General features: G+C 63.6%; 24 protein-coding genes. 15 read left to right on the forward strand and 9 right to left on the reverse strand.

Annotation, left to right across the window (positions count from 1 at the left end; translation table 11 throughout):
• From G3N97_RS06060 to G3N97_RS06070, 3 genes are all read right to left on the reverse strand, one after another.
• A partial coding sequence (locus G3N97_RS06060; RefSeq protein WP_205992397.1) for a GAF domain-containing sensor histidine kinase occupies positions 1-1,925 on the reverse strand: 1,925 nt, incomplete at its 3' end.
• A gap of 253 nt (positions 1,926-2,178) precedes the next feature.
• Positions 2,179-2,406, reverse strand: coding sequence for a hypothetical protein (locus G3N97_RS06065; RefSeq protein WP_065065850.1), 228 nt, complete (start codon positions 2,404-2,406; stop codon positions 2,179-2,181).
• A 144-nt stretch (positions 2,407-2,550) separates the two neighbouring features.
• On the reverse strand, positions 2,551-3,315 hold the full coding sequence (locus G3N97_RS06070; protein WP_205992398.1) for an SDR family oxidoreductase: 765 nt from the start codon (positions 3,313-3,315) through the stop codon (positions 2,551-2,553).
• 141 nt (positions 3,316-3,456) lie between these two features.
• Here G3N97_RS06070 and G3N97_RS06075 point away from each other — a divergent pair, with 141 nt between their 5' ends.
• From G3N97_RS06075 to G3N97_RS06090, 4 genes are all read left to right on the forward strand, one after another.
• A complete protein-coding gene (locus G3N97_RS06075; RefSeq protein ID WP_205992399.1) occupies positions 3,457-4,377 on the forward strand; it encodes a LysR family transcriptional regulator in 921 nt (306 codons plus the stop codon).
• A gap of 143 nt (positions 4,378-4,520) precedes the next feature.
• Positions 4,521-5,495 (forward strand): alpha/beta hydrolase, encoded by a 975-nt coding sequence (locus G3N97_RS06080; protein WP_205992400.1) that lies wholly within the window; start codon positions 4,521-4,523, stop codon positions 5,493-5,495.
• 35 nt (positions 5,496-5,530) lie between these two features.
• Positions 5,531-5,935 (forward strand): nuclear transport factor 2 family protein, encoded by a 405-nt coding sequence (locus G3N97_RS06085; protein ID WP_205992401.1) that lies wholly within the window; start codon positions 5,531-5,533, stop codon positions 5,933-5,935.
• Between the two features lie 159 nt (positions 5,936-6,094).
• Positions 6,095-6,829 carry an ABC transporter substrate-binding protein gene (locus G3N97_RS06090; protein ID WP_205992402.1) on the forward strand — a complete coding sequence of 245 codons (735 nt, stop codon included), beginning with the start codon at positions 6,095-6,097 and terminating at the stop codon, positions 6,827-6,829.
• Here the strand turns inward: G3N97_RS06090 and G3N97_RS06095 are convergent.
• A complete protein-coding gene (locus G3N97_RS06095) occupies positions 6,799-7,122 on the reverse strand; it encodes a hypothetical protein (RefSeq protein WP_205992403.1) in 324 nt (107 codons plus the stop codon). The two genes, G3N97_RS06090 and G3N97_RS06095, sit on opposite strands and share 31 nt — an antisense overlap.
• Here G3N97_RS06095 and G3N97_RS06100 point away from each other — a divergent pair.
• A complete protein-coding gene (locus G3N97_RS06100) occupies positions 7,117-7,881 on the forward strand; it encodes an amidohydrolase family protein (RefSeq protein WP_205992404.1) in 765 nt (254 codons plus the stop codon). The two genes, G3N97_RS06095 and G3N97_RS06100, sit on opposite strands and share 6 nt — an antisense overlap.
• A 32-nt stretch (positions 7,882-7,913) precedes the next feature.
• Positions 7,914-9,248, forward strand: a complete 1,335-nt coding sequence (locus G3N97_RS06105) for an MFS transporter (protein ID WP_346778021.1) — start codon at positions 7,914-7,916, stop codon at positions 9,246-9,248.
• Between the two features lie 55 nt (positions 9,249-9,303).
• Here G3N97_RS06105 and G3N97_RS06110 read toward each other — a convergent pair whose 3' ends face one another.
• Positions 9,304-10,197 carry a LysR family transcriptional regulator gene (locus G3N97_RS06110; protein WP_205992405.1) on the reverse strand — a complete coding sequence of 298 codons (894 nt, stop codon included), beginning with the start codon at positions 10,195-10,197 and terminating at the stop codon, positions 9,304-9,306.
• A gap of 90 nt (positions 10,198-10,287) precedes the next feature.
• On the opposite strand from G3N97_RS06110, the gene G3N97_RS06115 reads away from it, so the two are divergent.
• Both G3N97_RS06115 and G3N97_RS06120 read left to right on the forward strand, forming a co-directional pair.
• Positions 10,288-10,938 (forward strand): 4-carboxy-4-hydroxy-2-oxoadipate aldolase/oxaloacetate decarboxylase, encoded by a 651-nt coding sequence (locus G3N97_RS06115; protein ID WP_205992450.1) that lies wholly within the window; start codon positions 10,288-10,290, stop codon positions 10,936-10,938.
• A gap of 78 nt (positions 10,939-11,016) precedes the next feature.
• On the forward strand, positions 11,017-12,384 hold the full coding sequence (locus G3N97_RS06120) for an MFS transporter (RefSeq protein WP_205992406.1): 1,368 nt from the start codon (positions 11,017-11,019) through the stop codon (positions 12,382-12,384).
• A 15-nt stretch (positions 12,385-12,399) separates the two neighbouring features.
• On the opposite strand, the gene G3N97_RS06125 is transcribed toward G3N97_RS06120, so the two are convergent.
• Positions 12,400-13,236 (reverse strand): AraC family transcriptional regulator, encoded by an 837-nt coding sequence (locus tag G3N97_RS06125; protein ID WP_205992407.1) that lies wholly within the window; start codon positions 13,234-13,236, stop codon positions 12,400-12,402.
• Positions 13,237-13,430: 194 nt separating this feature from the next.
• Between G3N97_RS06125 and G3N97_RS06130 the strand changes: the two genes are divergently transcribed.
• Entirely contained in the window at positions 13,431-14,837 is a 1,407-nt protein-coding gene (locus tag G3N97_RS06130; RefSeq protein WP_205992408.1) for an MFS transporter, read from the forward strand.
• Between the two features lie 87 nt (positions 14,838-14,924).
• On the forward strand, positions 14,925-16,892 hold the full coding sequence (locus G3N97_RS06135) for a beta-L-arabinofuranosidase domain-containing protein (RefSeq protein WP_205992409.1): 1,968 nt from the start codon (positions 14,925-14,927) through the stop codon (positions 16,890-16,892).
• A gap of 88 nt (positions 16,893-16,980) precedes the next feature.
• Here G3N97_RS06135 and G3N97_RS06140 read toward each other — a convergent pair whose 3' ends face one another.
• On the reverse strand, positions 16,981-17,199 hold the full coding sequence (locus G3N97_RS06140; RefSeq protein WP_205992410.1) for a DUF2945 domain-containing protein: 219 nt from the start codon (positions 17,197-17,199) through the stop codon (positions 16,981-16,983).
• Between the two features lie 368 nt (positions 17,200-17,567).
• Here G3N97_RS06140 and G3N97_RS06145 point away from each other — a divergent pair, with 368 nt between their 5' ends.
• The gene (locus tag G3N97_RS06145) at positions 17,568-17,999 is read left to right on the forward strand and encodes a hypothetical protein (protein WP_205992411.1); all 432 of its coding nucleotides are present in this window, start codon (positions 17,568-17,570) and stop codon (positions 17,997-17,999) included.
• Between the two features lie 127 nt (positions 18,000-18,126).
• On the opposite strand, the gene G3N97_RS06150 is transcribed toward G3N97_RS06145, so the two are convergent.
• Positions 18,127-19,164 carry an AraC family transcriptional regulator gene (locus tag G3N97_RS06150; protein ID WP_205992412.1) on the reverse strand — a complete coding sequence of 346 codons (1,038 nt, stop codon included), beginning with the start codon at positions 19,162-19,164 and terminating at the stop codon, positions 18,127-18,129.
• Between the two features lie 139 nt (positions 19,165-19,303).
• Between G3N97_RS06150 and G3N97_RS06155 the strand changes: the two genes are divergently transcribed.
• The 4 genes from G3N97_RS06155 (at position 19,304) to G3N97_RS06170 (ending at position 23,333) form a co-directional block, all read left to right on the forward strand.
• Positions 19,304-20,257, forward strand: a complete 954-nt coding sequence (locus G3N97_RS06155) for a 3-keto-5-aminohexanoate cleavage protein (protein ID WP_205992413.1) — start codon at positions 19,304-19,306, stop codon at positions 20,255-20,257.
• Positions 20,258-20,352: 95 nt separating this feature from the next.
• Entirely contained in the window at positions 20,353-21,699 is a 1,347-nt protein-coding gene (locus tag G3N97_RS06160) for an MFS transporter (protein ID WP_065061593.1), read from the forward strand.
• A gap of 40 nt (positions 21,700-21,739) precedes the next feature.
• Positions 21,740-22,480: a 3-oxoacyl-ACP reductase FabG gene (fabG, locus tag G3N97_RS06165; protein WP_205992414.1), complete on the forward strand. Its 741-nt coding sequence runs from the start codon at positions 21,740-21,742 to the stop codon at positions 22,478-22,480.
• Between the two features lie 61 nt (positions 22,481-22,541).
• Positions 22,542-23,333 carry an SDR family oxidoreductase gene (locus G3N97_RS06170; protein ID WP_205992415.1) on the forward strand — a complete coding sequence of 264 codons (792 nt, stop codon included), beginning with the start codon at positions 22,542-22,544 and terminating at the stop codon, positions 23,331-23,333.
• Between the two features lie 35 nt (positions 23,334-23,368).
• Here G3N97_RS06170 and ssuD read toward each other — a convergent pair whose 3' ends face one another.
• Positions 23,369-24,496: an FMNH2-dependent alkanesulfonate monooxygenase gene (gene ssuD, locus G3N97_RS06175; RefSeq protein WP_205992416.1), complete on the reverse strand. Its 1,128-nt coding sequence runs from the start codon at positions 24,494-24,496 to the stop codon at positions 23,369-23,371.
• Positions 24,497-24,677: the final 181 nt, after the last annotated feature.

Consider the following 24,677-nt stretch of genomic DNA (forward strand, 5'->3'; position numbering starts at 1 on the left):
GGGTCCGGCACGATGTCCGCGGGACGCGCCGTCGCGGCCGGGCGCGACGGGTCGTCGGGCAGCCAGCGCAGCGCTTCTTCGACGAAGGTCTGCACGCCGCTCGCGAGATGCGTGGGCGAGCCCGCCGATTTGAGGCGGTCGGCCGGAAGATGCGCCGTGCCGAGCGGAATCGCGACGCGGAACGTCGAGCCATGCCCCGGCGTGCTGCTCACGGTCATCTCGCCCGTGTGCAGCTTGACCAGTTCCTGCACGAGCGACAAGCCGATGCCCGTGCCTTCCTGGCTGCGGCCCGCCACGCCTTCGACACGATGGAAACGCTGGAAAATCCTCGGCAGTTCGTCATGCGGTATCCCCACGCCGGTGTCGCGCACTTCGAACACCGCGTGTGTGTCGCGCACCCGCAGACGCAGTGCGATGTCGCCCTGCAAGGTGTACTTGAACGCGTTCGAAAGCAGATTGAGGACGATCTGCTCCCACATCTCGCGGTCGACATAGACCGGCTCGGGCAGCGTCTCGCACGCCACTTCGTAGCGCAGACCGCCGCTTTCGATCGCCGAGCGGAACGTGCTGGCGAGCTCGCGCGTCAGCGCCGCGAGATCGGTCGGCTCATAGGATGCCTGCACGCGGCCCGCTTCGATGCGCGAGAAGTCGAGCAGCGTGTTGACGAGGCGCAGCAGCCGCAAGGCGTTGCGATGCGCAAGATCGAGTTTCGCGTGGACGTGCGCTGGCAGCGCGGTGTCGTCGGCTAGTTCGGAAACGGGGCCGAGCATGAGTGTCAGCGGCGTGCGGAATTCATGGCTGACGTTGGAAAAGAACGCCGTCTTGGCGCGATCGATTTCGGCGAGCGCTTCCGCGCGCTGGCGTTCGGCTTCGAGCGCGCGCGCGTCGCGCACCAGCGTCACGACCTGGGACGCGGCCAGTTCGAAGAAGGCGCGATAACCCGCGTCGAGCACGCGGTGCGGGCTCACGCCGCACACGAGCACGCCGTAGCCGCCGGGCTGATCGGCCGAGGTCAGCGGGAGCACGATCGCGGAACGCGGCGTGTCGTGCCACGGGCTGACCGGCAGGCTGTGCGCCGCCGCCGGCAAGTCGACGATCTCGATTTCCTGCCGGAGCGTCACGTCGCGCAAGCGCCACGGATCGGCGGGCGCGGCATGCGTAAAGTCGACGGTGGCGGGCGCGAGCGCATCGAGCGCGTCCGGTTCCAGTCCGGCGAAGGCAATCCTTCGGGCGTGCGCGGCGCCGTTGTCGAGCAGATAGAGCACGGCGAACGGCACGTCCCAGGGATTCTCCTTGAGCAAGGCCGCCGCGTTGATGCAGGCCTGTTCGGGCGTCAGCGCGCCCGCCGAGCCGCGCGCGGCCAGGTCGCGCAGCGTGCGGAGCTGGCGGTCGGCATAGACCTGCTCGGTGATTTCGGTGACGGTGGCGAGCACGCCGCCAATGCCGGATTCGACGGTTTCGTCCGGCACGGGGCTGTAGGCCAGCCGGAAGTGGCTTTCCTCGCGCGGCACCTTGCGTTCGAGGAGAACGGCGACGTCGTCGCTGACCGAAGCGGGGCCGCCGCGGAACGGACGCTCGGCCATCGGGCCGAGAATATGAAACACCTCGCTCCAGCAGTCGCGAAAGCGCTGCCCCATGGCGCGCGGATGTTTCGCGCCGAGCACCGGGCGATAGGCGTCGTTGTAAATCTGGACGAATTCCTGGCCCCACCAGAGCAGCATGGGCGAGTGATTGTGCAGGACGAGCGAGGCGGTCGAGCGCAGCGCCTGAGACCAGCCGCTGACGGGACCGATCGAGGTGCTGTCCCAGTCGACGGCGCGCGCCAGCGCACACGCTTCGCCGGGGCCCATCAGGCAGCGGGCGTCGGGTTCGCGCTCGCGGGGGAGCGGGATCGGTTCGACGCTCCGGTCTTGCGTGGTGGACATGGTCCCTTTGCCCTGTACCGTCTTCTGGAGGCGCGAACTGGACGCGGTCGAAGGGTCGTTGCGGCTGGCGACGGCTCGCGGCGAACGGCGGCCGCTTCGCAACCGCGCACGAGCATTCAAGCGATTATGCGGACGGATTGACGCGATAACGTTGCGACTTTACCGCCATTCGGCGACGAGCGGCGCAGTGCGCGGCCCGTTTCGTTCGCCAATGGGCGGCGATTGCGTGGTACATGCACGGCGATTGCACGACTTACATCGCGCTGACGCAATGCTCTTCGACCCACAGCATCGCGCGCTCGCGGGCAAAAGTCAGCGCTTCGTGTTCGTCGATGAAATTCTCGTCGAGACACAGATCGTGCACGTCGTCGTCGAACGAACCGTCCGAAGCCGGGCTGAAGATTCTCGCGTTCGCCACGATTCTTCCGTCATCGATGCTCGCGCAGGTGCTGATCAGGCACGATTGAAATACGAATTGCATGGCCGGCTCCGAGGTTGGTGGATCGACGGGATGGTCGACACGCCTTGCTTGAGCAATTGCTGTGCCGCGCAAGAAACCTTCGGATGTGGCGGGCGGTCAAGGCGCGCTCGATTTCCGCGCGCCCCGCCCGTGCCCGAGCCCAGCTCAGATCTGCTGCTGACCGCCGTCGACGAACAGTTCGATGCCGTTCACGAAGCTCGCGTCGTCCGAGGCGAGGAACAGCGCGGCGCTGGCGATTTCGTTCGGCTCGCCCAGGCGACCCATCGGGATCTGCGCGGCCAGATAGTCGGCGAGACCCTGGCGCTGCGCGGCGTCGTCACCGGCGAGGTCGAGCAGACCGGGCGTGCGGGTCGCGCCGGGGCTGATCGTGTTCACGCGGATCTGGCGGTCCTTGAGGTCGAGAATCCAGTTGCGGGCGAACGAACGCACCGCCGCCTTCGACGCTGCATACACGCTGAACGCCGCCGTGCCCGCGCTGCCTGCCGTCGAGCCTGTGAGAATCACCGACGCGCCTTTCGTCAGCAGCGGCAGCGCCTTTTGGACCGTGAACAGCACGCCCTTCACGTTGCGATCGAAGGTGTCGTCGAAATGTTCTTCGGTGATGTTGCCGAAGGGCAGCATCGAGCCGCCGCCGGCGTTGGCGAACAGCACGTCCAGATGGCCCTGTTCTTCCTTGATCTGCGCGTACAGCGCGTCGAGTTCGTTCAGCTTGGTGGAATCGACGCGCACGCCGGTCGCCTGGCCGCCGGCTTCGCGGATGCTCTTCACAGCGGCATTGAGTTCGGCCTGGCGGCGGCCCGTGAGGTAGACGTGCGCGCCTTCGGCGGCGAAGCGCTGGGCGGTGGCGAGGCCGATGCCGCTGGTTGCGCCGGTGACGAGGGCGATCTTGTTGTCGAGTTTGCGTGCCATGGTGAAGCTCCTTTCTTTAAGTCGGTGGATGTTTGGGTTCGGTGTTGCGTGCTGCGATGTGAGGAGAATATCGACGGGCCGCTCTTTTCGAAATAGAATTGATTGCAATCCAACGTTGCAGAAATGAAAAGATGAGGGGAAATGGCGAAGCTGCCTGATTTCGAAGGACTGGCGATGTTCGCGAAGGTCGCCGAGGAGGGCTCGTTCGCGGCGGCGGCGCGTGCGATGGGCGTGTCGGTGGCGACGGTCTCGCGCGGCGTGGCGCGTCTGGAGGACCGGCTGGGCGCGCGGCTCTTTAACCGCACGTCGCGGCAGCTGGCGCTGACCGAGTTCGGCCGCACGATCTGCGAGAAGGCGGGCGAGATTTACCGGCAGGCCGAGGAGGCGGAAAGCGCCGCGCGCGAGATGTCGGTGCAGCCGCGCGGGCTGGTGCGGCTCGCGGTGCCGATGTCGTTCGGCTTGCGCTGGGTCGCGCCGTTGCTGCCGGGCTTCTTTCGCGCGTATCCGGAAGTGTCGATCGACCTGCATCTCTCGGATGCGTCGGTCGATCTGGTCGCCGATGGCTTCGACGCCGCGCTGCGGATCGCGGCGTTGCCCGATTCGTCGCTGGTCGCGCGGCGGCTGTGCGCGGTGACGCAGTTCGTGGTGGCGTCGCGAGACTATCTGGCGCGCGAAGGGCGGCCCGCGCATCCGCGCGAGCTGGCGGATCGGCCGTGTCTCTCGTACGCGTATCGCGCGCGTAGCGATGTCTGGCGCTTCACGAATGACGCGGGCGAGGAGGAGCCGGTGATGCCGACGGGCCCGCTGCGCGTGACGAATTCCGATGCGCTGTTGCCCACGCTGCTGGAGGGTCTCGCGATCGCCGAGTTGCCGGAATTCATCGCCGGCGAGTATCTGGCCGATGGCCGCCTCGAAGCGATCCTTACTGACTGGTCGCTGACGAAGGGCGGTTTGTACTTCGTCACGCCGTCGGCGCGCGCGCGGCCCGCGAAGGTGGCGGCGCTGTCCGATTACTTCGCCGAGCATCTTTCCGATCCGTCGTGGCGATGGCCGAAGCCATGAAGCCACGCTTCATCATTGCAATTTTGCAACGATAGGTTTCAAACACTTCTATTTCGCAAATATCTCCGGATCCGTATTCTCCTCTCCATCGGCTGCACGACACGAAGTCGGCGGCCACTCAACCACACGAAAGGAGAATCACGATGACCACGCAAGCCACCCCGAACACGCCCGATACCGCCACCGTCGCCTTCCTCAACGCGCTCAACAGCGGCACCGGCCCGGCCATCGAAACGCTCACGCCCGCCGAAGCGCGCGAAGTCCTCGCGGGCGCCCAGCGCAGTGTGGAAGTGGACGTCTCGGGCATCGAGGTCACGCGCCGCACGATCGAGCAGGATGGTCTGACCGTGCCGCTCGTCGTCGTGAAGCCGCAGAATGCGCAAGGCGTGCTGCCCGTGTTCATGTTCTTCCACGGCGGCGGCTGGATTCTCGGCGATTACCCGACGCATGAGCGTCTCGTGCGCGACCTCGTCGTGCAATCGGGCGCTGCAGCCGTGTTCGTCGACTACACGCCGTCGCCCGAAGCGCGCTATCCGGTCGCGATCAATCAGGCCTACGCCGCGACGAAATGGGTCGCCGCGCATGGCGCGGAACTCGGCGTCGATGGCGCGCGGCTGGCGGTCGTCGGCAACAGCGTGGGCGGCAATATGGCCGCTGTCGTGAGCCAGATGGCGAAGGACCGCAACGGCCCGGCCATCCGCTTCCAGGGTCTCATGTGGCCGGTGACGGACCACGTATTCGACAACGCGTCGTACGAGGCTTTCGAGAACGGCTACTTCCTGAGCCGCGACATGATGAAGTGGTTCTGGAACGCCTATATCCCCGACGCGACCGACGCAGGCGAGCGCAAGCAGCGCTACGCCTCGCCGCTGCGCGCCACGCTCGACGAATTGAAGGGTTTGCCGCCCGCGCTGATCCAGACGGCGCAGTTCGATGTGTTGCGCGACGAAGGCGAAGCCTACGGACATCGGCTCGACCAGGCGGGCAACGAGGTGACGACCACGCAGTACAAAGGCACGATTCACGATTTCGGCCTGCTCAACGTGCTCGCCGCCGATGCCCCGACGCGCGCCGCCATGCAGCAGATGGCGACGGCTTTGAAAACGCGTCTGCAATAACGCGCGCCCATCAACATGGATATCGAGAGCCGATCATGAACAACGCTAAACAACTGCTTGCCGCTTACCTCGAATCGATTCGCGACCCGCGTGCGGCCGCTGCATTATTCGCCGACGATGGCGTGCTGGAATTGCCGTATCTGAAATCGCTCGGCATCGACGGACGCGCGCAGGGACCGAAAGCGATCGAAGGTTTTATTGCTTCGCTGATCGCGAAAGTGCCGGATTTCCAGTTCAAAAACGTGCGCTATCTGATTGAAACGCCAGAGCAGGTTTTCGCCGAATATGAAGTGGAAGCGCTCGTGCCGTCGACGGGGAAAATCTATCGGCAGATGTACGCGGGGCGGCTCGTCGCGCGCGACGGCAAGATCGCGTTGCTGCGTGAAGCGCTCGATACGGTGGCGGCGGCCGATGCATTCTCGCCGACGCGCGCCGCTTGATGCACGCGCAGGAGTCAGGCCGCGGGTTGGTGAACCGCGTGCGCCGTTTGTTTTAATATCGGTCGACACAGCCTTTGCGCATGTGCGAATGCATGCGCAAATTCACGAACCTCGAACGCCGCTGACCGTGCGTCGTGCGCATCACGCGGCCTGACTACCATGTCCATTCATCCCGATATCGTCAAAGCCTTCGCTCCCACCGGCACGCTGCGCGCCTCCATCAATCTCGGCAATCCGATTCTCGCCAATCGCGATCCTCAAACGGGCGAGCCGTTCGGCGTCTCCATCGATCTCGCCCATGCGTTTGCGAAACGGCTCGGCACACCGCTCGAACTCGTGGTGTTCGACGCAGCCGGTAAATCGGTCGAAGCCGTCAGCGACGAGCGCGCCGATTTCGGCTTTTTCGCCGTCGATCCGAAACGCGGCGAAACGATCGCCTTTACTGCGCCGTATGTGCTGATCGAAGGCTTTTATCTGGTGCGCGACGATTCGCCGATCCGCACTAACGCGCAGGTTGACGATGCGCGCCATCGCGTGGCCGTAGGCAAGGGCAGCGCCTACGATCTGTTTCTTACGCGCGAATTGAAGGCCGCTGAAATCGTGCGCGCGCCCACGTCGCCGACGGTCGTGCAGACGTTTATCGACGAGCAGCTCGACGTGGCGGCCGGCGTGAAGCAGCAACTCGAAGCCGATGCCGCGAAGGTGGGCGGCTTGCGTCTGCTCGACGAACGCTTCATGGTGATCCGGCAGGCGATGGGCGTGGCGAAGCGTCGTGGCGAAGCGGCCGCGACGGAATTGCGCGCCTTCGTCGAAGAGATGAAACGCTCGGGCTTCGTGGCCGATGCGCTCGCGCGTCACGGCATTCAGGGCGCGTCGGTCGCGCCGAACGAATAACGCACGCTTAATGCGAAGCGGCGTTGCGCGTGCAAATGCGCGAAAAAATAGATAACTTCTGGGAATGGTTTATTGAAAATTAAACAATAGACATTATGAATTCGTGGCGGAACAATGGCGGCAAACACACCACGGAGACAGCCATGATTGACCGGGTTCTTGCGACCGCTTCCGCGCCTGAGCCTGCCATGAGCGAGCGAGACACCATTCAGGCCGGCATCGTGCCGTTCTCCGCAGGAACGGCCGCGCCGCAATGCAAAGCGCCGGATCTTGCGTGCGATTGCCACATGCATGTCTATTCACCGCGCTTCGCGGTTGCCGCCGATGCGCATCTGAAGCCGCCCGCGGCCTCCCTTTCTGACTACCGTTCGCTGCAGCGTCGGCTCGGCACGACGCGCAACATCTTCGTGCAGCCTTCGACATACGGATTCGACAACGCCTGCGTGCTGGACGCGATCGCCAGCACGGGCGAGACCGCGCGCGGCATTGCCGTCGTGAGCGGCGCGGTCAGCGAAGACCGCCTCGACGAATTGAACGCAGGCGGCATCGTGGGCCTGCGTTTCAATCTGGTTCGCTCGGGCACGGATGCGCTGCGCGACGCCGTATCGCTCGCGCCTGCGCTCGCGGAGCGCGGCTGGCATCTGGAGATCCACGTGAGCGGTGCGCAATTGCCCGAGCTTGCCGCGACGCTCGCGCGTCTGCCGTGCGATGTCGTCATGGATCATTTCGGGCGCGTGCGCTTTAACGAAGGCGTATCGCAACCGGCGTTCCGCGCGCTGCTTGCGTTGCTCGATAACGGGCGGACGTGGGTGAAACTCAGCGGCGCCTATCTCGACACGGAAGCGACGCGCGACAGCATCGTTGAGATTGGCCGCGCGCTGGTCGAGCACCGCGCCGATCGCCTCGTCTGGGGCAGCGACTGGCCGCATCCCGCCGCCGCATCGTTACCGGATGACGCCGGGCAATTCGACTATCTGCAGGAATGGGCGCGAGACGAATCCACACGCGAACGGATTCTCGTTGATAACGCCGCCGCGCTGTATCGCTTTTAGTCGCCGAAACACATTCATAAACAGGAGACCGGATGAAGCCCACTTCATCTTATGCGCTGCCCCACGCAGGGCGCGCCGATATGAGCGTCGCCGCGCCCAACGTGCAGGAACAGGCGCAATTGTGCGAACGCGCCGTGCGAAAGGCGTCGATTCGCTTGCTGCCGGTTTTATTGCTCGGCTATATCTTCAGCTATCTCGACCGTATCAATGTGGGCTTCGCCGCATTGACGATGAATCACGATCTCGGGCTGACGTCGGCGCAATTCGGTTGGGGCGCGGGCCTTTTCTTTGTCAGCTATGCGCTCTGCGAAGTGCCGAGCAATCTGGCCTTGCATCGATTCGGCGCGCGTATCTGGCTGTCGCGCATCATGGTGACGTGGGGCGTGCTCTCGGCCGCGATGGCGTTTGCCGTCGGTCCTCATTCGTTTTACGCGCTTCGTTTGATACTCGGCGTGGCCGAAGCGGGCTTCTTTCCCGGCGTCGCGTTCTATCTGACTTCGTGGTTTCCGCGCGCGTATCGCGTGCGCGTGCTTGCGTGGTTCACGCTCGGCATTCCGCTCGCGTCCGTCATCGGCGGTCCGCTTTCGGGTGCGTTGTTGAGCATTCACGCATTCATGGGACTCTCGGGCTGGCAATGGCTGTTTATCGCGCAGGGCTTGCCGGCAGCCGTGCTCGGCATCTGGGCGTGGGCCGTGCTGTCCAATTCGCCGAAGGACGCCACGTGGCTCAGTCACGAAGAGCGTGGCGCGCTGGTGAATCAACTGGAAAGCGAAGCCACGGCGAGCAGTACGCAGAGTTTTCGCAGCGCCGTCGCCGATCCGCGCGTGTTGCTGCTGACGCTCGCGCTGTTCACGCTCTCGACCGGCATCGCGGGGATCGGCATGTGGCTTCCGCAGATCATCAATCGTGAAGGGCTGGGTCTGTTCCGAACCGGCATGCTCTCGACGATTCCTTATGCGTGCGCCGGGCTCGCGATGGTCGTGGCCGCGCGATGGATGGACAAGGGCCGCGATTACGCCGCGAGCCTGACGATGAGTTCGGCCGTGGCGGCACTGGGTTTCGTGGTGTCGGCCGTTTCGGATTCGGTCGGCGTCGCGCTCGTCGGCATCACGATTGCGATGATCGGCGTGAATATCGCCCGCACGGCGCTCTGGGCGATTCCGCCGACTTTCCTCTCGGGCGCGGCGGCGGCGGGTTGCATCGCGGTCATCAACGCCGTGGCCAATTGCGCGGGTTTTGCGGGCCCGGCGATGGTCGGTGTCGTCAAGGAAATGACCGGATCGTTCACGGCCGGGCTGATGACGCTGGCGGTTGCGCTCGCGGTGACGGCGGGTCTTGCGATCGTGCTTGGCCGTATTCGGCGATGATCGTTTGTGACGCATTGTGCGCGAGCGCATCCTCACTGCTCGCGGCGCTCGAATCCTAGCCCTTACGCGTCGCCGACAACGCTTCACGAAACGTCGCAATCAGCCGATTGTCGTCGCCCGCGCGCGTGATCATGACCAGCTTCGTGCGCAGATCGAGATCCTTGACCGGAATGAAGCGCACGTCGCGTCGATTGTTTTTCGCCGTCGATCGCCCCACCAAAGTCGCGCCCAATCCCGCACCGACGAGCGCGAGCGCCGTATGAATTTCGATCGCTTCGTGCGCGACGCGCGGATCGCCGCCGGCGGCCTTCAATGCGGCCAGCAGTTGCTGACCGAACGGGCTTCGCGAGTCCTTCGGATAGTGAATGAACGGCAGACGCGAGAGTTCTGCCGCCGTGACCGAGCGCTGCTTCGCCAGTGGATCGCCGACCGGTACGACGGCGACGAACGGCTCGTTGAGCATGACGGTGTAGTCGAGATCCGGATTGGGATCGAGCGGGCCGATAAAACGCGCAATGCCGAGATCGATCCGGCCTTGCCGCAAGCGCTCGGGCTGATATTCGGAAAGCGCCTCGACGAGATCGAGATGCACATCGGGACAGCTTTCACGGAAACGCCGCACGGCGGCGGGCAGGATCGAATACGCGACCGAGCGCACGAAGCCGATGCCGAGCCAGCCACGTTGCCCCGATGCGATGCCTCGCGCCTCGTCGTCGAGACGGCCGAAATGCGAGAGCAGTTCCTTCGCGCGCGGATAGAAGTATTTGCCGAGCGACGTGAGTTCCATCGGCCGGCGCGAGCGATCGAACAGCTCGCCGCCGAGGTGCGCTTCGAGTTGTGACAACTGCATGCTGATGGCGGTCGGCGCGACGTACAAGGCGTCGGCGGCGCCCGACGCGCTGCCCGCCTCGACCACCGCACAGAAGTAGCGAACCTGGCGAAGATTCATTTTTATTGAACTAAGGCTCAGAAAACGATGTTTGATGTTGCTGAAACTTTATCTAAAACTAGCAGCACGATCAAATTCCAAAAATCGAACATGAGCAGTCACGAGACATCTACCGACCTGATCGCGGCGCTGCGCGCCCTTGGCAGCGCAACCGTTTACGAAGCCCAGGGCGCCTATGGCGCGCTCGACAGCGGCATCAAACCCATCCATCCCTCAATGTGCGTGGCCGGCCCGGCTGTCACCGTGGACACGCGTCCTGGCGATAACCTGATGCTGCATTACGCCATGCTCAAAGTGAAACCGGGCGACGTGCTGGTCGTCGACGCGAAAGGCTTTGTCGAAGCCGGCCCGTGGGGCGACGTGTTCACCGAACTCGCGCTGCAGAAGGGACTGGCCGGGCTCGTGATTCACGGCGCGGTGCGCGATGCGCGCACGATCATCGAGCAGGGTTTTCCTGTATTTGCGCGCGGGCTCTGCATCAAGGGCACGGGCAAGAATCAGCCGGGACGACTGAATGTGCCGATCACGATTGGCGACGTGCAGATTCAACCGGGCGACATCGTCGTCGGCGATATCGACGGCGTGGTGGTCGTGCCGCAGCACGATATTGCGCGCGTGGTCGAAGTGAGCCGGGCGCGCGAGGAAAAGGAGCAGGCGTTCCGCGCGAAGATTCGCCAGGGCGCGACGACGGTCGAATTGCTGGGGCTGGAATCCACCTTGCAGCGCTTCGATCTGACCTAGTTCGAGTTGCATTAAGTCGAGTCGTACCAGGCTGCCCCGAACGGGTCACGCCGGAATAGAAAAAATGGAGCGAGACACATGAGAAAAGACACGGCATTGCCCGCGTCGAATGCCCTGGCGGCTTCGGCGCGTCCCACGCGCTATCGTTGGGTGGTCGCGACCCTCTTTTTCCTGATCTACACGATTGCCGCCGCCGATCGCGCGAACCTCGGCATTGCGCTGCCGTTTCTGCGCAAGGAATTCTCGATGACCAACGCCGAGGCCGGCGCACTCGTCAGCGTTTTCCTGATTGCGTATGCGTTGGCGCAATTGCCGTCGGCGCTGATCATTTCACGCTTCGGCGTGCGTCGCGCGCTGCCGATTTCGATGATCCTGACTTCGATCGCGACGGCCATGACGGGCGTCGTCGGCTCGCTCTTTTCGCTCAAGCTGTGCCGTCTCGCGCTCGGTTTCGCCGAAGGCCCGCTGCCGCTCGGCATCGCGGCAACGATCAATAGCTGGTTCCCGGCAAAAGAGAAGGGCACTGCGTCGGGTCTGTTTCTGTCGTCGGTAAAATTCGGACCGGTCATTACGCCGATTCTCGGCGTGGCGATTATTTCGGTCTGGGGTTGGCAAGCGATCTTCCTGGTGTTCGCGGTGCCGGGCGTACTGTTTTCGATCGTCTGGTATTTAATGGTCGCCGATAAACCGGCCGACAGCCGCGGCGTGAACGAAGCGGAGCGCGAACTGATCGACGCCGCAAGCCCGAAGGCGGGGGCGGCCATGCGCATCGAGCGCACGAAATCGATGCCCTGGCTCGACCGGATCACGCGCGTGCGCAGCGAGAAACCGCTCGAAACGACGCGTGCGGTGGTGACATCGTGGAATATCTACGGCTGCGCGCTCGGCTATTGCTGCCAGCTCGGTATTTCGAGCGTGATGCTCGCGTGGATTCCGACTTATCTGCTCAACGTGAAGAAGTTCAGCGTGGCCGGTACGGGTTTCGTGGCGGCGGCGCCGTGGGTGGGCGCGGTGGTCGGTAACATTCTGGGCGGCTGGCTTTCGGATCGCGCGCTCGGCAAGCGGCGCAAGCCCGGCATGATGTTCTCCGCCGTGGCGACCGCGCTGATGATGATCGTTTTGATTCAATCGCCTGCTTCGCCGATATTGTACGGATTCCTGATCTTTATGGCAGGCGTTGCGCTGAGTATTGGATTCTCGGCGTATATGGTGTATCCGACGTCGTTTGTCGCGAAAGAGAAGTTTCCGCTTGCGAACGCCATCGTCAATATGGGTGGGCAGCTTGGCGGCGCGGCCACGCCGTTTATCGCGGGTCTGCTACTCGATCATTTTGGCTGGGACTACGTGTTCGGCTTTATGTCGGTGATCTCGGCGTTCACTTTCGTGATTCTGCTGACGATCACGGAGCCGCTCGAAACGGTGGCGCGCGACGCCGTGGTCCGCTAATCGCATCGCCCATATTCACGCATGATTCACGTGCGTGCGCGTATGCAGCGCGCGCCACGCACCTGGCGTCATTTCCTGGTAGCGGGAAAAGATGCGCCGGAAATACGCCGGGTCCGCGAATCCACATAATTGACCGATCTCGCCGATGCTTTTGCCCGTCTCCACGAGCAGCGTGGCGGCGTGGCGCACGCGCCGCTCGTGCAGCGCATCGGTGAGCGTTTTGCCATACGCGTGGCGAAACACGCGCCCGAGATAATCCGGATTGCAATGCAGTTCGTCGGCGATGGTGGACGCCGAAATATCGCTCGCGAATTTATTCTGAATGACGATATCCGCTTTCGCCGCGAGCGCGGACGCCGCGCCGTCCGCCTGCGCAACCGGATTGCCCGAGCGCGCCAATTCGCAGAGCAGCAGCGTGATGATGGGCGCGAGCGTGGCCGAGCGCGTGCCGAACAACTCCTGATCGTTGAGCAACTGGCGGAACAGCGCGCTCGTCTGGTCGGGGCGCGCGACGCGCGTGTGCTGAAGCACGCGTAGCGAGGCCGGCGCATTGTCCTCGATGCCATGGCCGACGCCACTCGCCAGCGTGAAATGCACCCAGTAGAACTTGAGGCCGCGCCCGACGGCCTGCGTGCCGCCGTGATGCCGATGCGGCCAGAGCAGCAGCGATTCGCCCGGATGCACCGCGAATTCGGTCTCTTCTTCGCGCAGATGCAGCACGCCCTGGCGCACGAAAACGAGTTCGTACGATTCCAGCTTGCGCTGCGGATGGACCCAGTCCGCGTTCCTTGAAACGAACAGCCCACCGTTCTGCGCCCGGATCGCCGATTCCAGCGAGACTTCGAGTTGCATGGCCCACTCCGTGATTACCCGCCCGGGCGTTGCGCGCGGACGTCGTCGGGGAAGATGATAGTCGGAATTGTCTCTATTTGTGTTGATTTGTGGCTTGCCCGCACCGGCCGCCAAGGTAGGATTGCCATCGGCAACGGCCTGGCGCGCGCAACGACGCGCGACCCCATTCAAACAAGACAAAGTTGGAGACGAATATGGCGAACAGCACCGCAATTGCGGGCGAGGACAGCGATATTGGCGCCGGGATACCGGCGCGGGCCACGCTTTCTGCCAGCGAGAAGTTCGGCTATGGCCTGGGCGACGCGGGCGGCACCATCATCACGGCGCTGATCGGCAATTTCCTGACGTTTTTCTACACCGATGTGTTTGGCCTCGCGCCCGGCATCGTCGGCACGATCTTCATCGTGTTGCGCGTTTTCGACGCCGCCGCCGATCCGTTCATGGGCGCGCTCGCCGACCGCACGCGCAGCCGATGGGGACGGTTCCGACCTTGGCAGCTCTGGGGCGCGCTGCCGATCGGCATTGTCGCGCTCGCGACGTTCACCACGCCGTCGCTGTCCTACGAGTGGCGCATCGGCTACGCGTTCGTGACTTATCTGCTGCTCTCGGTCTGCTATACGACGGTGAACGTGCCGTATTGCGCGCTCATCAATGCGATGACGACCGACCATAAGGAAGTGATGTCGTGCCAGACGTATCGCTTCGTGCTGTGCGGGCTGACGGGTTTCCTGGTGTCGACGGGCGTGCCGTATCTCGTGAAGCAGTTCGGCGCAGGCGACGCGGCGCGCGGCTATCGCATGGCCGTTGCCGTGGCGGCCGTTGCGGTCGTCGTGATGTTGCTGTGGTGTTTCGCGACCGTACGCGAACGCGTGCCGTTCAGCATGGAAGGGCAGGTGAAGCTCGGCGAGCAATTGCGCAGCATGCGCCGCAACGATCAACTGATCGTCATGCTCGTGATGTCGTTTCTGCTCATCACGATCTTCAATACGAAGGGCGGCGCGTACATGTATTTCATCACGTACGTGTTGCACGGCGACGCCGCTTATACGTCGATTTTTTTCGGCATCGCCACCTTCTCCGCGATTCTCGGCACGCTGATCGTCAATCAGTTGAGCAAGCATTTCGATACCGCGCGCATTTACTTTTTCACCAATGTTTTTCTCGGCTTGATGTCGATTGCGCTCTACTGGGTGCCGGGTTCCGCGCAGACGCTGTGGCTCGCGCTCATTCTGCTTTACTGCACGGTGCTGGGTTTCACGCTGCCGCTGCATTTCGCCATGATGGCGTACGCCGACGATTACGGCGACTGGAAAACCGGCGTGCGGTCTTCCGGTATGAACTTCGCGTTCAATCTGCTGTTCATCAAGCTCGCATGGGCGGCGAGCGCGGGCATTATTAGCGGCGTGCTGGTGGCGGTCGCGTACAAGGCGGGCATCGGCAATCAAACGCCTGCGTCCGTGCATGGCATCACGCTGCTCGCCACCGTGATCCCCGGTGTGATTCATCTACTGCTTGCCGGCGTTGCGCGCGGTTTTCGCATCGACACGCCGATGCTCAACCGTATTCAAGGCGATCTCAAGATGCGGCGCGCGGCGCGTTGAGCGGCGGTTGCAGCGCTGATTGAAATGAATGAAACGATTGAAATGAACGAAGCGTTTGAAACGAACACCCGATTGCGAAACCAGCACATGAATCAGACTACTCAAAGCGTGACACAGCACGTCAGTATCGACGACACCTTCTGGAGCGCGTATCGGCGTCTCGTGCGCAACGTGGTCGTGCCGTATCAGTGGGATGCGCTGAACGACCGTATCGCCGATACCGAACCCAGCGGCGCGGTACGCAATTTCCGCATTGCGGCCGGCGAAAGCGAGGGCGCGTTCACGGGCATGGTGTTTCAGGACAGCGACATCACGAAGTGGATCGAAGCGGTCGCGTATCTGCTCGCCGAACAGCGCGATCCCGAACTCGAACAGCTCGCCGATGAAACCATCGACCTGATCGCGCGCGCGCAGCACGAAGACGGTTACGTCAACACGTACTTCACGATCAAGGCGCCCGAGCAGCGCTGGACCAATCTCGCCGAGTGTCACGAGCTTTATTGCGCGGGTCACCTGATCGAAGCCGCGGTGGCGTATTTTCAGGCGACCGGCAAGCGTTCGCTGCTCGATGTGGCCGAGCGTTTCGTCGCGCATATCGACACGATGTTCGGCGCGGAAGAGGGCAAACTGAAGGGCTATCCGGGTCATCCCGAGATCGAACTCGCGCTCATGCGTCTGCATGAAGTGAGCGGCAATCCGCGTCATCTGGCGCTCGCGCGCTACTTCGTCGAACAGCGCGGCGCGCAGCCGCATTACTACGACATCGAATATGAAAAGCGCGGGCGCGTTTCGCACTGGGACGTACATGGCCGCGCGTGGATCACGTGGCACAAGGCGTATAGCCAGGCGCACAAGCCCGTCGCACAACAGGACGTGGCCGTGGGTCATGCGGTGCGCCTCGTCTATCTCTACGCGGGCGTCGCGCATCTCGCGCGCGTGAGTGGTGACGCCGCAAAACTGGAGGTCTGCAAGACCATCTGGCGCAACATGGTGACGCGGCAGATGTATGTGACGGGCGGTATCGGCGCGCAGGTGTGGGGCGAGTCCTTCACCTGCGATTACGAATTGCCCAACGATACGGCGTATACCGAAACCTGTGCATCCGTGGGCCTTGTTTTCTTCGCACGCCGCATGCTGGAAGCGCACCGCGAACGCGCGTATGCCGATGTGCTGGAACGTGCGCTGTATAACACGGTGCTGGCCGGCATGGGGCTCGACGGCCGGTCGTTCTTTTACGTCAATCCGCTGGAAACGCATCCCGCGAGCATTCGCCACAATCACAAGTATGAGCACGTGAAGCCGGTGCGGCAGCGCTGGTTCGGTTGCGCGTGCTGTCCGCCGAACGTGGCGCGCTTGATTGCGTCGCTCGATCAGTATGTGTATCTCGTCGACGATTCGACCGTCTACGTGAATCTCTACGTGGCGGGCACGGCGCAACTCGATATCGGCACGTCGCGCGTGACGCTGCGTCAGAGCGGGCATTATCCGTGGCAGGGCGACGTGCGTCTGGTGGTCGAGCAGGCGAACGGATGGTCTGGCGCCGTCGCCGTGCGGTTGCCCGATTGGTGTGCCTCGCCCGTCGTGCGCGTGAATGGCGACGCGGTCGCGCTTTCCACGGCGAAGGATGGCCACGTGCATATTCAGCGCGCCTGGCGCGACGGCGACACCATCGACATCGAATTGCCGATGACCGTGCGTCGTCTGAGCAGTCACAGCAAACTGCGCCACGCAGCGGGCAAGGTGGCTGTGCAACGCGGGCCGATCGTGTACTGCCTTGAGGAAGCCGATAACGGCGCGGATTTGCACGATCTCCATCTGCCGCGCGATGCCGCGTTCGACGTGGTCGATGGCGCGTCGATCGATGCGAGTCTCGCAGGCAAGGTCGTGCTGCAGGCGGATGGGTATCGCAGTCCGCGCAGCGAGTCCGACGATGCGCTGTACGCATTCGACGCCGATGTGCGCGAACGCGTGCCGCAACGCCTGATTTTCATCCCGTACTTCTGCTGGGCGAATCGTGGCGAGGGCGAAATGCGCGTGTGGGTGAACGAGGGTTGAGTCGGTGCGCGCGCAGTGAGCGCAAAGATGAAATTGGGCCTCGTACAGAGGCCCAATTCACGCGCTCGACGGCGTCATGCGGTGCAGATCAGTGCTTGTGCACCTTTTCCAGCGCCTCAGGGCGATGGACCGCGTGCTCGCCGCTTTTTTCACTCTCGACCTCGTAACGCGGGTCTTCCTTCGACGCCATGACGTTGTGCCCGTCCAGTTCCGTGTCGCGGATGATTCGGCGGACAACCGTGCCAGTCGTCATGCCTTGCGGGGTGTTCCACGTCACGCGATCGCCAGTCTTGAGTCGATGGGACATGATTTTGCGCTCCGGTAGTTGAAACGCCGTTATTGGCGCATTCTGCGTTCCCGAGGTTGCGCGGGCGGATTTCGCAAGTGATGGCGCGCTGCACATTCAGATCGAATGAGTGCCGATACCGGTAATTCATGCCCGCAGGAAGTTGCCACCGAATTGCCACCCGGAGGTGACACCGACGTGACCGCAACCCCCTCGCACAACATCATATTTTCATTGACCGCCAGGATGGAAATATGCAGGTCGGCCAATTCTTACCATCGAAACACGAGGTAACGTTACGGGATTTTTCAGAACGCTGCCTGACATCGTGAAAGCCTTATTGTTCAAACGCTGACCGAATAGCTGTTTCGAACAAGAGGAAACCACACATGAAAAAAAATCTGTTTGCTGTCGCATCGATCGCGATTGCGGCGGCCGTGTCGCTGCAAGCGCGCGCCGACGAGCCGTTGCCCCCGCCGCCGCATGGCGGTCCGGCTTTCGCGGGTGAGCCGGGCATGCACCCGCCGTTCCCCGGTCCGGGCTTCGACGTCATCAACGATCTCGAGCAACTGCGCCGTCTTTACAGCCTCTCGGGCCACCCCGATGAAATCGTGCAGGTCTATCACGAAGTGCTGGACAAGTCGCATGATCCGGTTGTGCGTCGCTTCACGTACGATGCGCTCGCCCGCGAGCAGCTGAAGCCGGCCGATCCCACCGCCGCGATCGCGACGCTGCACGCAAGCCTCGAAGAAGATGTCGAGCGCGCCAACAAGCCGCCGCGCTTCGAAGGCGCCGACAAGAAGGGCGCGCCGCGTCCCTGAGCGTCACAGCGGCCGCGCGCGTCGACAAACGCAAGCGGCCGCACGACCCGCAACACCCCGCTGCGGACGCTTCCACCGCGACGCACGCCTTACCGTCCCTTATCGTTCCTTGCGGCGATCGTCGCCGTCACGCCTCGCCATTTCCCCGCAGTTCGCCGGGCCCTTTGCCCGTCCATCGCTTGAGCGCACGCCGGAAGTTGGCCGTGTCGCTGAACCCCAGCAGCATCGCAATATCGTCCGTGCTCAGCGGCGTCGTCTTGAGATATTCGAGCGACAGCGACCGGCGCACGTCGTCGAGAATCGCCAGAAATGAGGTCTCTTCCGCGAGCAGGCGTCGACGCAGCGTGCGCGTCGTCAGATGCATCGCATTCGCGACTTCGTCCATGCCCGGAAACACGCCCGGCTTGCTCATCAGGATCTGATAGACCTCGCCGGACACGCCCGAGGACGTCTTCGCCTGCCCGATCAGACGGTCGCAGGTTTCCTGCAGCAGCGTGGCCGTGAGTTTGTGCGCGAGCTGCGGCTTCTGATCGAGAATCGCGCTGTCGTAGACCAGTTCGCATTGCGGTTCGCCGAACAGGCACGGGCAGCCCAGATACTCGCGATAGAGACCGGCGTGCGGCGGCGCGGGATACGAAAAGCTCGCGCGCACGGGCGGGCAGTCGTGTCCGGCCACGTCCTGCAGATGCGTGACGTGCTGCATGTACTGCTGCTCGATGATGAACGCGCCCAGCTCGCGCGAGGGGCTCGACACGAAGGCATCGGGAAAGGTCCAGACCATCCGGTCCGGGTATTCGGTCCAGTCGATCGTGACCGTGGGCGTGGCGAGGCGATGGTATTTCACGCCCAGCTTGAAGTAGTCGCGCAGCGAGAGGCACGACATCAGCGCATAGCCGTACATGCCATAGGCGGACAGATGCAGCCGCCTGCCGACCTTGAACGGCGTGGCCGGGTCGCACGCGAGCGACACCGCATTCCGGCACACGGTCGCGTACTGCCCGATCGACGTCATGACCGACGCATCGTAGATTTCGCCGATTTCCACGCCCGTGCCCTTGAGGCTGTCGGTGGGCGCGATGCCCTGTTCCGAGAGCACTTCCACCAGCGCGGCGATTTTGTACGGCGCGTAGATGCGCTCGTTGAGCGGTGGCCGGGTCGATGCCATGTCCAATCCTCAGTTTGTCCAGTTTGTCCTCGAGGGACGGCGGGATGTCCGAAAATGACCTTATCGGCGCGATCCTACCCGACTACCATCGCTATCACAAGACAAGCACAAGACAAGCTGTATCGAACCAGGAGACACGATGAGCGAAGCGAGCCGTAAGGTCATCATTTCATGTGCCGTGACGGGCGCGACCCATGTACCGTCGATGTCCGAGCATCTTCCGCTGACGCCCGCCTCGATCCGCGAGCAAGCCATCGACGCGGCGCGCGCGGGCGCGGCGATCATCCATCTGCACGCGCGTCACCCCGAAGACGGGCGGCCGACGCCGGACCCGGCCATCTTCGCCGAATTCGTCCCCGATATCGCCCAGGCCACCGACGCCGTCATCAACATCACGACGGGCGGTAGCACGCGCATGACGCTCGAGGAGCGGCTCGCCTATCCGCGTTTGCTGAAGCCGGAAATGTGCTCGCTGAACATGGGTTCGATGAACTTTTCGATTCATCCGCTCGCGCAGAAGATGACGTCGTGGCGTTACGGGTGGGAAAAGGACTTCGTGGAAGGCATGGAGGACATGATTTTCCGCAACACCTTCCGCGACATCAAAAACATCATGCTCGAACTCGGCGAGCACGGCACGCGTTTCGAGTTCGAGTGCTACGACCTCGGGCATCTGTACAACCTCGCGCATTTCGTCGACGAAGGGCTCGTGAAGCCGCCGTTCTTTATTCAGTCGGTGTTCGGAATTCTCGGCGGCATGGGACCCGACCCGGAGAACATGAGCGTCATGCGCACGACGGCGGACCGGCTGTTCGGCCGCGACAACTACCATTTCTCGGTGCTCGGCGCGGGGCGTCATCAGATGCCGCTCGTGACGATGGCGGCCATCATGGGCGGCAACGTGCGCGTCGGTCTGGAAGACAGCGTGTATCTGTCGAAGGGCGTCAAGGCGGAGTCGAATGCGCAGCAGGTCGCGAAGATCCGGCGGATTCTCGAAGAGCTGTCGTTTGAGATCGCCACGCCCGCGGAAGCGCGAGCGATGCTGGGTTTGAAGGGCGCCGACAAGGTGTCGTTCGAGGCCGCGCTGGCCTGAGGATCCGGCGCGGTCGTTTGGGTTGTTCAGCAGTTCACGGCAGTCGGACACAACAAGACAAGACAAGAAAAGCCGGTTAATCAGGAGACACGGTTATGACGAGCGCTTCCGGTATCGAAAGCGCCGATGCGTTGCATCGGCAAGCCACGCGCAAGGCAATGGCGCGGCTCATTCCCTTGATGTGCGCGATCTATTTCATGTCGTTTCTGGATCGCACGAACGTTGCGCTCGCGAAAACCCAACTCGCGATCGACGTGGGCATTCACGCGGCGGCTTACGGCCTGGGCGCGGGGATTTTCTTCATCGGCTATGCGCTGCTCGAAGTGCCGAGCAATCTCGCCGCGCACCGTTTTGGGCCGCGTCGCTGGATCGCGCGCATTGCCGTGAGCTGGGGCGTGCTCTCGACGCTCATGATGTTCGTGCAGGGGCCGTGGTCGTTCTACGTGCTGCGCGTGCTGCTCGGGATCGCGGAAGCCGGGCTGTTTCCCGCGCTGATGTACATGGTGACGCTGTGGTTCGCGACGCAGGACCGGCCGGTGGCCGTGGGCTGGATCTACACGGCGCCGGCGCTCGCGCTCGTCATCGGCAGTCCGCTCGGCGGCGCGCTGATGCAACTCTCCGGACTCGGCGGCCTGCGCGGCTGGCAGTGGATGTTCATGATCGAAGGTTTGCCGAGCATTCTGGTCGGCGTGCTGCTGTATTTCAAGCTGCCCGATCGTCCGCGCGACGCGCGCTGGCTCACGCCCGATGAGGCCGGCGTGCTGGAAACGCGCGCGGTCATCGATACGCACGGTCATGCGGACCTGACCTCGGCCGACTGGGTCGCCGCGCTCAAGCGTCCGAGCACGGTGCTGATCGGCCTCATCTATTTTCTGAATCAGGTGGCGTTCGTCGGCCTGTACTTCTTCGCGCCGGCCATGATTCACCAGATGAACGTGACGTCGCCGTTCATGGTCGGCGTGCTGTCCGCGAGCGTCGGCGTAGGCTTTCTGCTCGGCGTGCTCGTGCTGCCGCGCATTCATCGGCGCGTGTCGAGCGATTGCGGTTTTCTCGCCTGGCTCACGGGCGGCGCCGTCGTCGGCGCGGCCGCGTATATGAGCGCCCACGATCCGGCGGCGCGCATTGCGTGCCTCGTCGTCACGGCGTTCTTCGGCGGCGGCGTGCTGCCTTCGTACTGGTCGATCGCCATGAAGCGCGTGCAAGGCATTCAGGCCGCCGCGGCGCTCGCCTTCATCAACACGCTGGGCCTGCTGGGCGGATTCGCGGGACCGTATCTGTTCGGTCTCGCGGAAGCGGTCTCGGGCCGCAGCGACGCCGGCTTCACGGTGATTCTCGTGGCGTCGATCGGCGGACTCGCGCTCGTGCCGCTGCTCGCCCGCGTGATTCGCCAGGAAAGCGGCAGACCGTCACTGGCGGTGCCGGCCGGCGGCGCGCAGCATTGACCGCGCACACACGCAATCCAGATTCAAACAAGGAAACAGCATGAGATTGAAGGGCAAGGTGGCCATCGTCACGGGGGCGGGGCAAGGGATCGGCGCGGCAACGGCGCGCAAGTTCGCACGCGAAGGCGCGATCGTCGCGATCTGCGATCTGAACGCGGATGCCGTGGCGCAGGTGGAAAGCGCATGCCGCGAAGCGGGCGCGCAGGCCAATGGTTATGTGCTCGACGTCGCGAACCGGGACGCCGTGGTGAAGATGGTCGCGGACGTGATCGCGCGTCATGGCCGCATCGACGTGCTCGTGAACAATGCGGGCATCACGCGCGACGCGCGTCTGCAAAAGATGACGCTCCAGCAGTTCGACGACGTGATCGACGTGAATCTGCGCGCGGTGTTCAACGCGACGCAGATCGTCGCCGACATCATGGTCGAGCAGGGCGCGGGCGTCGTGCTCAATGCGAGTTCGGTCGTCGGCATTTACGGCAATTTCGGGCAGACGAATTACGCGGCGTCGAAGTTCGGCGTGATCGGCTTCACGAAAACGTGGAGTCGCGAACTCGGGCCGAAGGGCGTGCGCGTGAATGCGGTCGCGCCCGGTTTCGTCGATACGCCGATTCTGTCGACGGTGCCCGACGCGGTGCTCGACAAGATGCGCAGCCAGGTGCCGCTCGGCCGCCTCGCGCAGCCCGAGGAAATCGCCAACGTCTACGCGTTTCTCGCGAGCGACGAAGCCAGTTATATCAACGGCGCGGTGCTGGAAGTATCGGGCGGCATGACGCTTTGAATCCGGCCGCGCGCTGGCGCGGTCCGGATGATTCACACAAGAACACTGAACGAGGTCATGAATGGGTACGTTGGATCTACTGAAACCGAGGCCCGGTTTGCGGGTGCTCGTGACGGGCGCGGCGGCGGGCATCGGCGCGGCGATTGCCGATGCGTTTCTCGAAGCGCAGGCGCAGGTCGTGATCTGCGACGTGGACCCGGCCGCCGTCGAAGCGGCACGATCGCGCCATCCCGCGCTGCGGGCGAGCGTGGCCGATGTGTCGAAGCGCGAACAGGTCGATCGCGTCGTCGACGAGGCGGCGAGCGCGATGGGCGGCATCGATGTGCTCGTCAATAACGCGGGCATCGCGGGACCGACGGGGAATGTCGAAGATCTGGACCCCGAACAATGGGAGCGCACCGTATCGACGAATCTCGACAGCCAGTTTTATTTCCTGCGGCGCGCGGTGCCGGTGCTCAAGGCGTCGTCGGATTGCGCGAGTATCGTGGCGCTTTCTTCGGTGGCGGGGCGGCTCGGGTATGCGTTCCGTACGCCTTATGCGTCGACGAAGTGGGCGATCGTTGGGCTCGTGAAATCGCTCGCGGTCGAACTCGGGCCGAGCGATATTCGGGTGAATGCGATTCTGCCCGGCGTGGTGGAGGGCGAGCGGATGAACCGCGTCATCGCCGCGCGCGCCGAGGCGTTGGGGATCGCGTTCGAAACGATGCGCGAAGAGTATCTGAAGAAGATTTCGCTGCGGCGAATGGTGACGGTGGAGGATATTGCGGCAACGGCGTTGTTTCTTGCTTCGCCAGCGGGCCGCAATATCACCGGGCAGGCGATTAGCGTGGATGGGAACGTCGAGTATTTGTGAGGGGCGTGTGCCCCTCACAAGGGGGCACGCTTCGATCAGGATGCCGCTCTGGCCCGGCCGTCGAATGCGCCGCCAGTCTGCACGTTGCCGACCGTCGTGACGGCCTGCTTGCCGGGCAGCAGCGGGAAAACGAGTTCGGCGAAACGCCACGCTTCTTCCAGATGCGGATAGCCGGACAGCACGAAAGACTCCGCGCCCGCATCGGCATATTCTTGCAGCCGCGCCGCCACCGTAGTCGGGTCGCCGACGAGCGCCGTTCCCGCGCCGCCGCGCACGAGGCCCACGCCCGCCCACAGGTTCGGGCTGATCTCCAGCTTGTCGCGTCGGCCCTGATGCAGTTCCGCCATGCGTCGCTGGCCCACGGAATCCATATTCGCGTAGTTCTGCTGGGCGCGCGCGATGTCTTCGTCGGTCAGCTTGCTGATCAGCGAGTCGGCGGCCGCCCACGCTTCTTCGTTCGTCTCGCGGACGATCACATGCAGGCGCACGCCAAAGCGCACTTTGCGCCCGTATTTCGCGGCGCGCGCGCGGACGTCGGCGAACTTCGCCGCCACCGCTTCGGGCGGCTCGCCCCAAGTGAGATACGTGTCGATATGCTCGCCCGCGATTTCGTGCGCCGCGTCCGATGAGCCGCCGAAATACAAGGGCGGATGCGGCTTCTGCACCGGCTCGATGAGGTTCTGCGCCTTCTCGACGCGAATATGCCGACCGTCGAAATCGACCTGCTTCTCTGCGAACAGCCTGCGCCACACCGTGAGGAATTCGCCGGCGTGCTCGTAGCGCTCGTTATGCGAGAGGAACACGCCATCGGCGGCGAGTTCCGACGCGTCGCCGCCGGGCACGACGTTCAGCAAAAGCCGCCCGCCGAGCGCTTCGTCGAGCGTGGCCGCCTGACGCGCGGAAGCCGTCACGTTGCCGAGCGAAGTGCGCAGCGCCACCAGCAGTTTGATGCGTCGCGTGACCGGCGCGAGACTCGCCGCCGTGACCCACGGATCGAGGCAACTGCTGCCCGTGGGGATCAGCAGGCCGTCGTAGCCGAGCTCGTCGGCGGCGACGGCGATCTGGCGCATGTACGCGTTGGTCGGCGCGCGGCCGGAGTCGGATTTGCCGAGATATCGCGTGTCGCCGGAGGTCGGCAAAAACCAGAAGATGTCGAGGCTCATAATTATTCGCTTCCTTAGTAGGACGGGCTGCGTGTGCTCGAGCAGCGATGGCGATCATTACAGCAGACGCGGTGATCTCTCCCTACCAATGAGCAGGAAGTAGCTTATTCCTGCGCGGCACATGCGAGACGGGGCGGGCGCTGGCGGACCGTTCGCGACGAATCGACGCAAGCGCGGCGGG

Origin of the sequence: Paraburkholderia sp. Ac-20347, assembly GCF_017104805.1 — a bacterium.
Classification (GTDB): Bacteria; Pseudomonadota; Gammaproteobacteria; order Burkholderiales; family Burkholderiaceae; genus Paraburkholderia; species Paraburkholderia tropica.

Bases quoted from the DNA above. Each gene is read 5' to 3' on its own strand.
- G3N97_RS06065 (WP_065065850.1), bottom strand. From the start codon at position 2,406: ATGCAATTCGTATTTCAATCGTGCCTGATCAGCACCTGCGCGAGCATC.
- G3N97_RS06070 (WP_205992398.1), bottom strand. From the start codon at position 3,315: ATGGCACGCAAACTCGACAACAAGATCGCCCTCGTCACCGGCGCAACC.
- G3N97_RS06075 (WP_205992399.1), top strand. From the start codon at position 3,457: ATGGCGAAGCTGCCTGATTTCGAAGGACTGGCGATGTTCGCGAAGGTC.
- G3N97_RS06080 (WP_205992400.1), top strand. From the start codon at position 4,521: ATGACCACGCAAGCCACCCCGAACACGCCCGATACCGCCACCGTCGCC.
- G3N97_RS06085 (WP_205992401.1), top strand. From the start codon at position 5,531: ATGAACAACGCTAAACAACTGCTTGCCGCTTACCTCGAATCGATTCGC.
- G3N97_RS06090 (WP_205992402.1), top strand. From the start codon at position 6,095: ATGTCCATTCATCCCGATATCGTCAAAGCCTTCGCTCCCACCGGCACG.
- G3N97_RS06100 (WP_205992404.1), top strand. From the start codon at position 7,117: ATGCATGTCTATTCACCGCGCTTCGCGGTTGCCGCCGATGCGCATCTG.
- G3N97_RS06095 (WP_205992403.1), bottom strand. From the start codon at position 7,122: ATGCATGTGGCAATCGCACGCAAGATCCGGCGCTTTGCATTGCGGCGC.
- G3N97_RS06105 (WP_346778021.1), top strand. From the start codon at position 7,914: ATGAAGCCCACTTCATCTTATGCGCTGCCCCACGCAGGGCGCGCCGAT.
- G3N97_RS06110 (WP_205992405.1), bottom strand. From the start codon at position 10,197: ATGAATCTTCGCCAGGTTCGCTACTTCTGTGCGGTGGTCGAGGCGGGC.
- G3N97_RS06115 (WP_205992450.1), top strand. From the start codon at position 10,288: ATGAGCAGTCACGAGACATCTACCGACCTGATCGCGGCGCTGCGCGCC.
- G3N97_RS06120 (WP_205992406.1), top strand. From the start codon at position 11,017: ATGAGAAAAGACACGGCATTGCCCGCGTCGAATGCCCTGGCGGCTTCG.
- G3N97_RS06125 (WP_205992407.1), bottom strand. From the start codon at position 13,236: ATGCAACTCGAAGTCTCGCTGGAATCGGCGATCCGGGCGCAGAACGGT.
- G3N97_RS06130 (WP_205992408.1), top strand. From the start codon at position 13,431: ATGGCGAACAGCACCGCAATTGCGGGCGAGGACAGCGATATTGGCGCC.
- G3N97_RS06135 (WP_205992409.1), top strand. From the start codon at position 14,925: ATGAATCAGACTACTCAAAGCGTGACACAGCACGTCAGTATCGACGAC.
- G3N97_RS06140 (WP_205992410.1), bottom strand. From the start codon at position 17,199: ATGTCCCATCGACTCAAGACTGGCGATCGCGTGACGTGGAACACCCCG.
- G3N97_RS06145 (WP_205992411.1), top strand. From the start codon at position 17,568: ATGAAAAAAAATCTGTTTGCTGTCGCATCGATCGCGATTGCGGCGGCC.
- G3N97_RS06150 (WP_205992412.1), bottom strand. From the start codon at position 19,164: ATGGCATCGACCCGGCCACCGCTCAACGAGCGCATCTACGCGCCGTAC.
- G3N97_RS06155 (WP_205992413.1), top strand. From the start codon at position 19,304: ATGAGCGAAGCGAGCCGTAAGGTCATCATTTCATGTGCCGTGACGGGC.
- G3N97_RS06160 (WP_065061593.1), top strand. From the start codon at position 20,353: ATGACGAGCGCTTCCGGTATCGAAAGCGCCGATGCGTTGCATCGGCAA.
- fabG (WP_205992414.1), top strand. From the start codon at position 21,740: ATGAGATTGAAGGGCAAGGTGGCCATCGTCACGGGGGCGGGGCAAGGG.
- G3N97_RS06170 (WP_205992415.1), top strand. From the start codon at position 22,542: ATGGGTACGTTGGATCTACTGAAACCGAGGCCCGGTTTGCGGGTGCTC.
- ssuD (WP_205992416.1), bottom strand. From the start codon at position 24,496: ATGAGCCTCGACATCTTCTGGTTTTTGCCGACCTCCGGCGACACGCGA.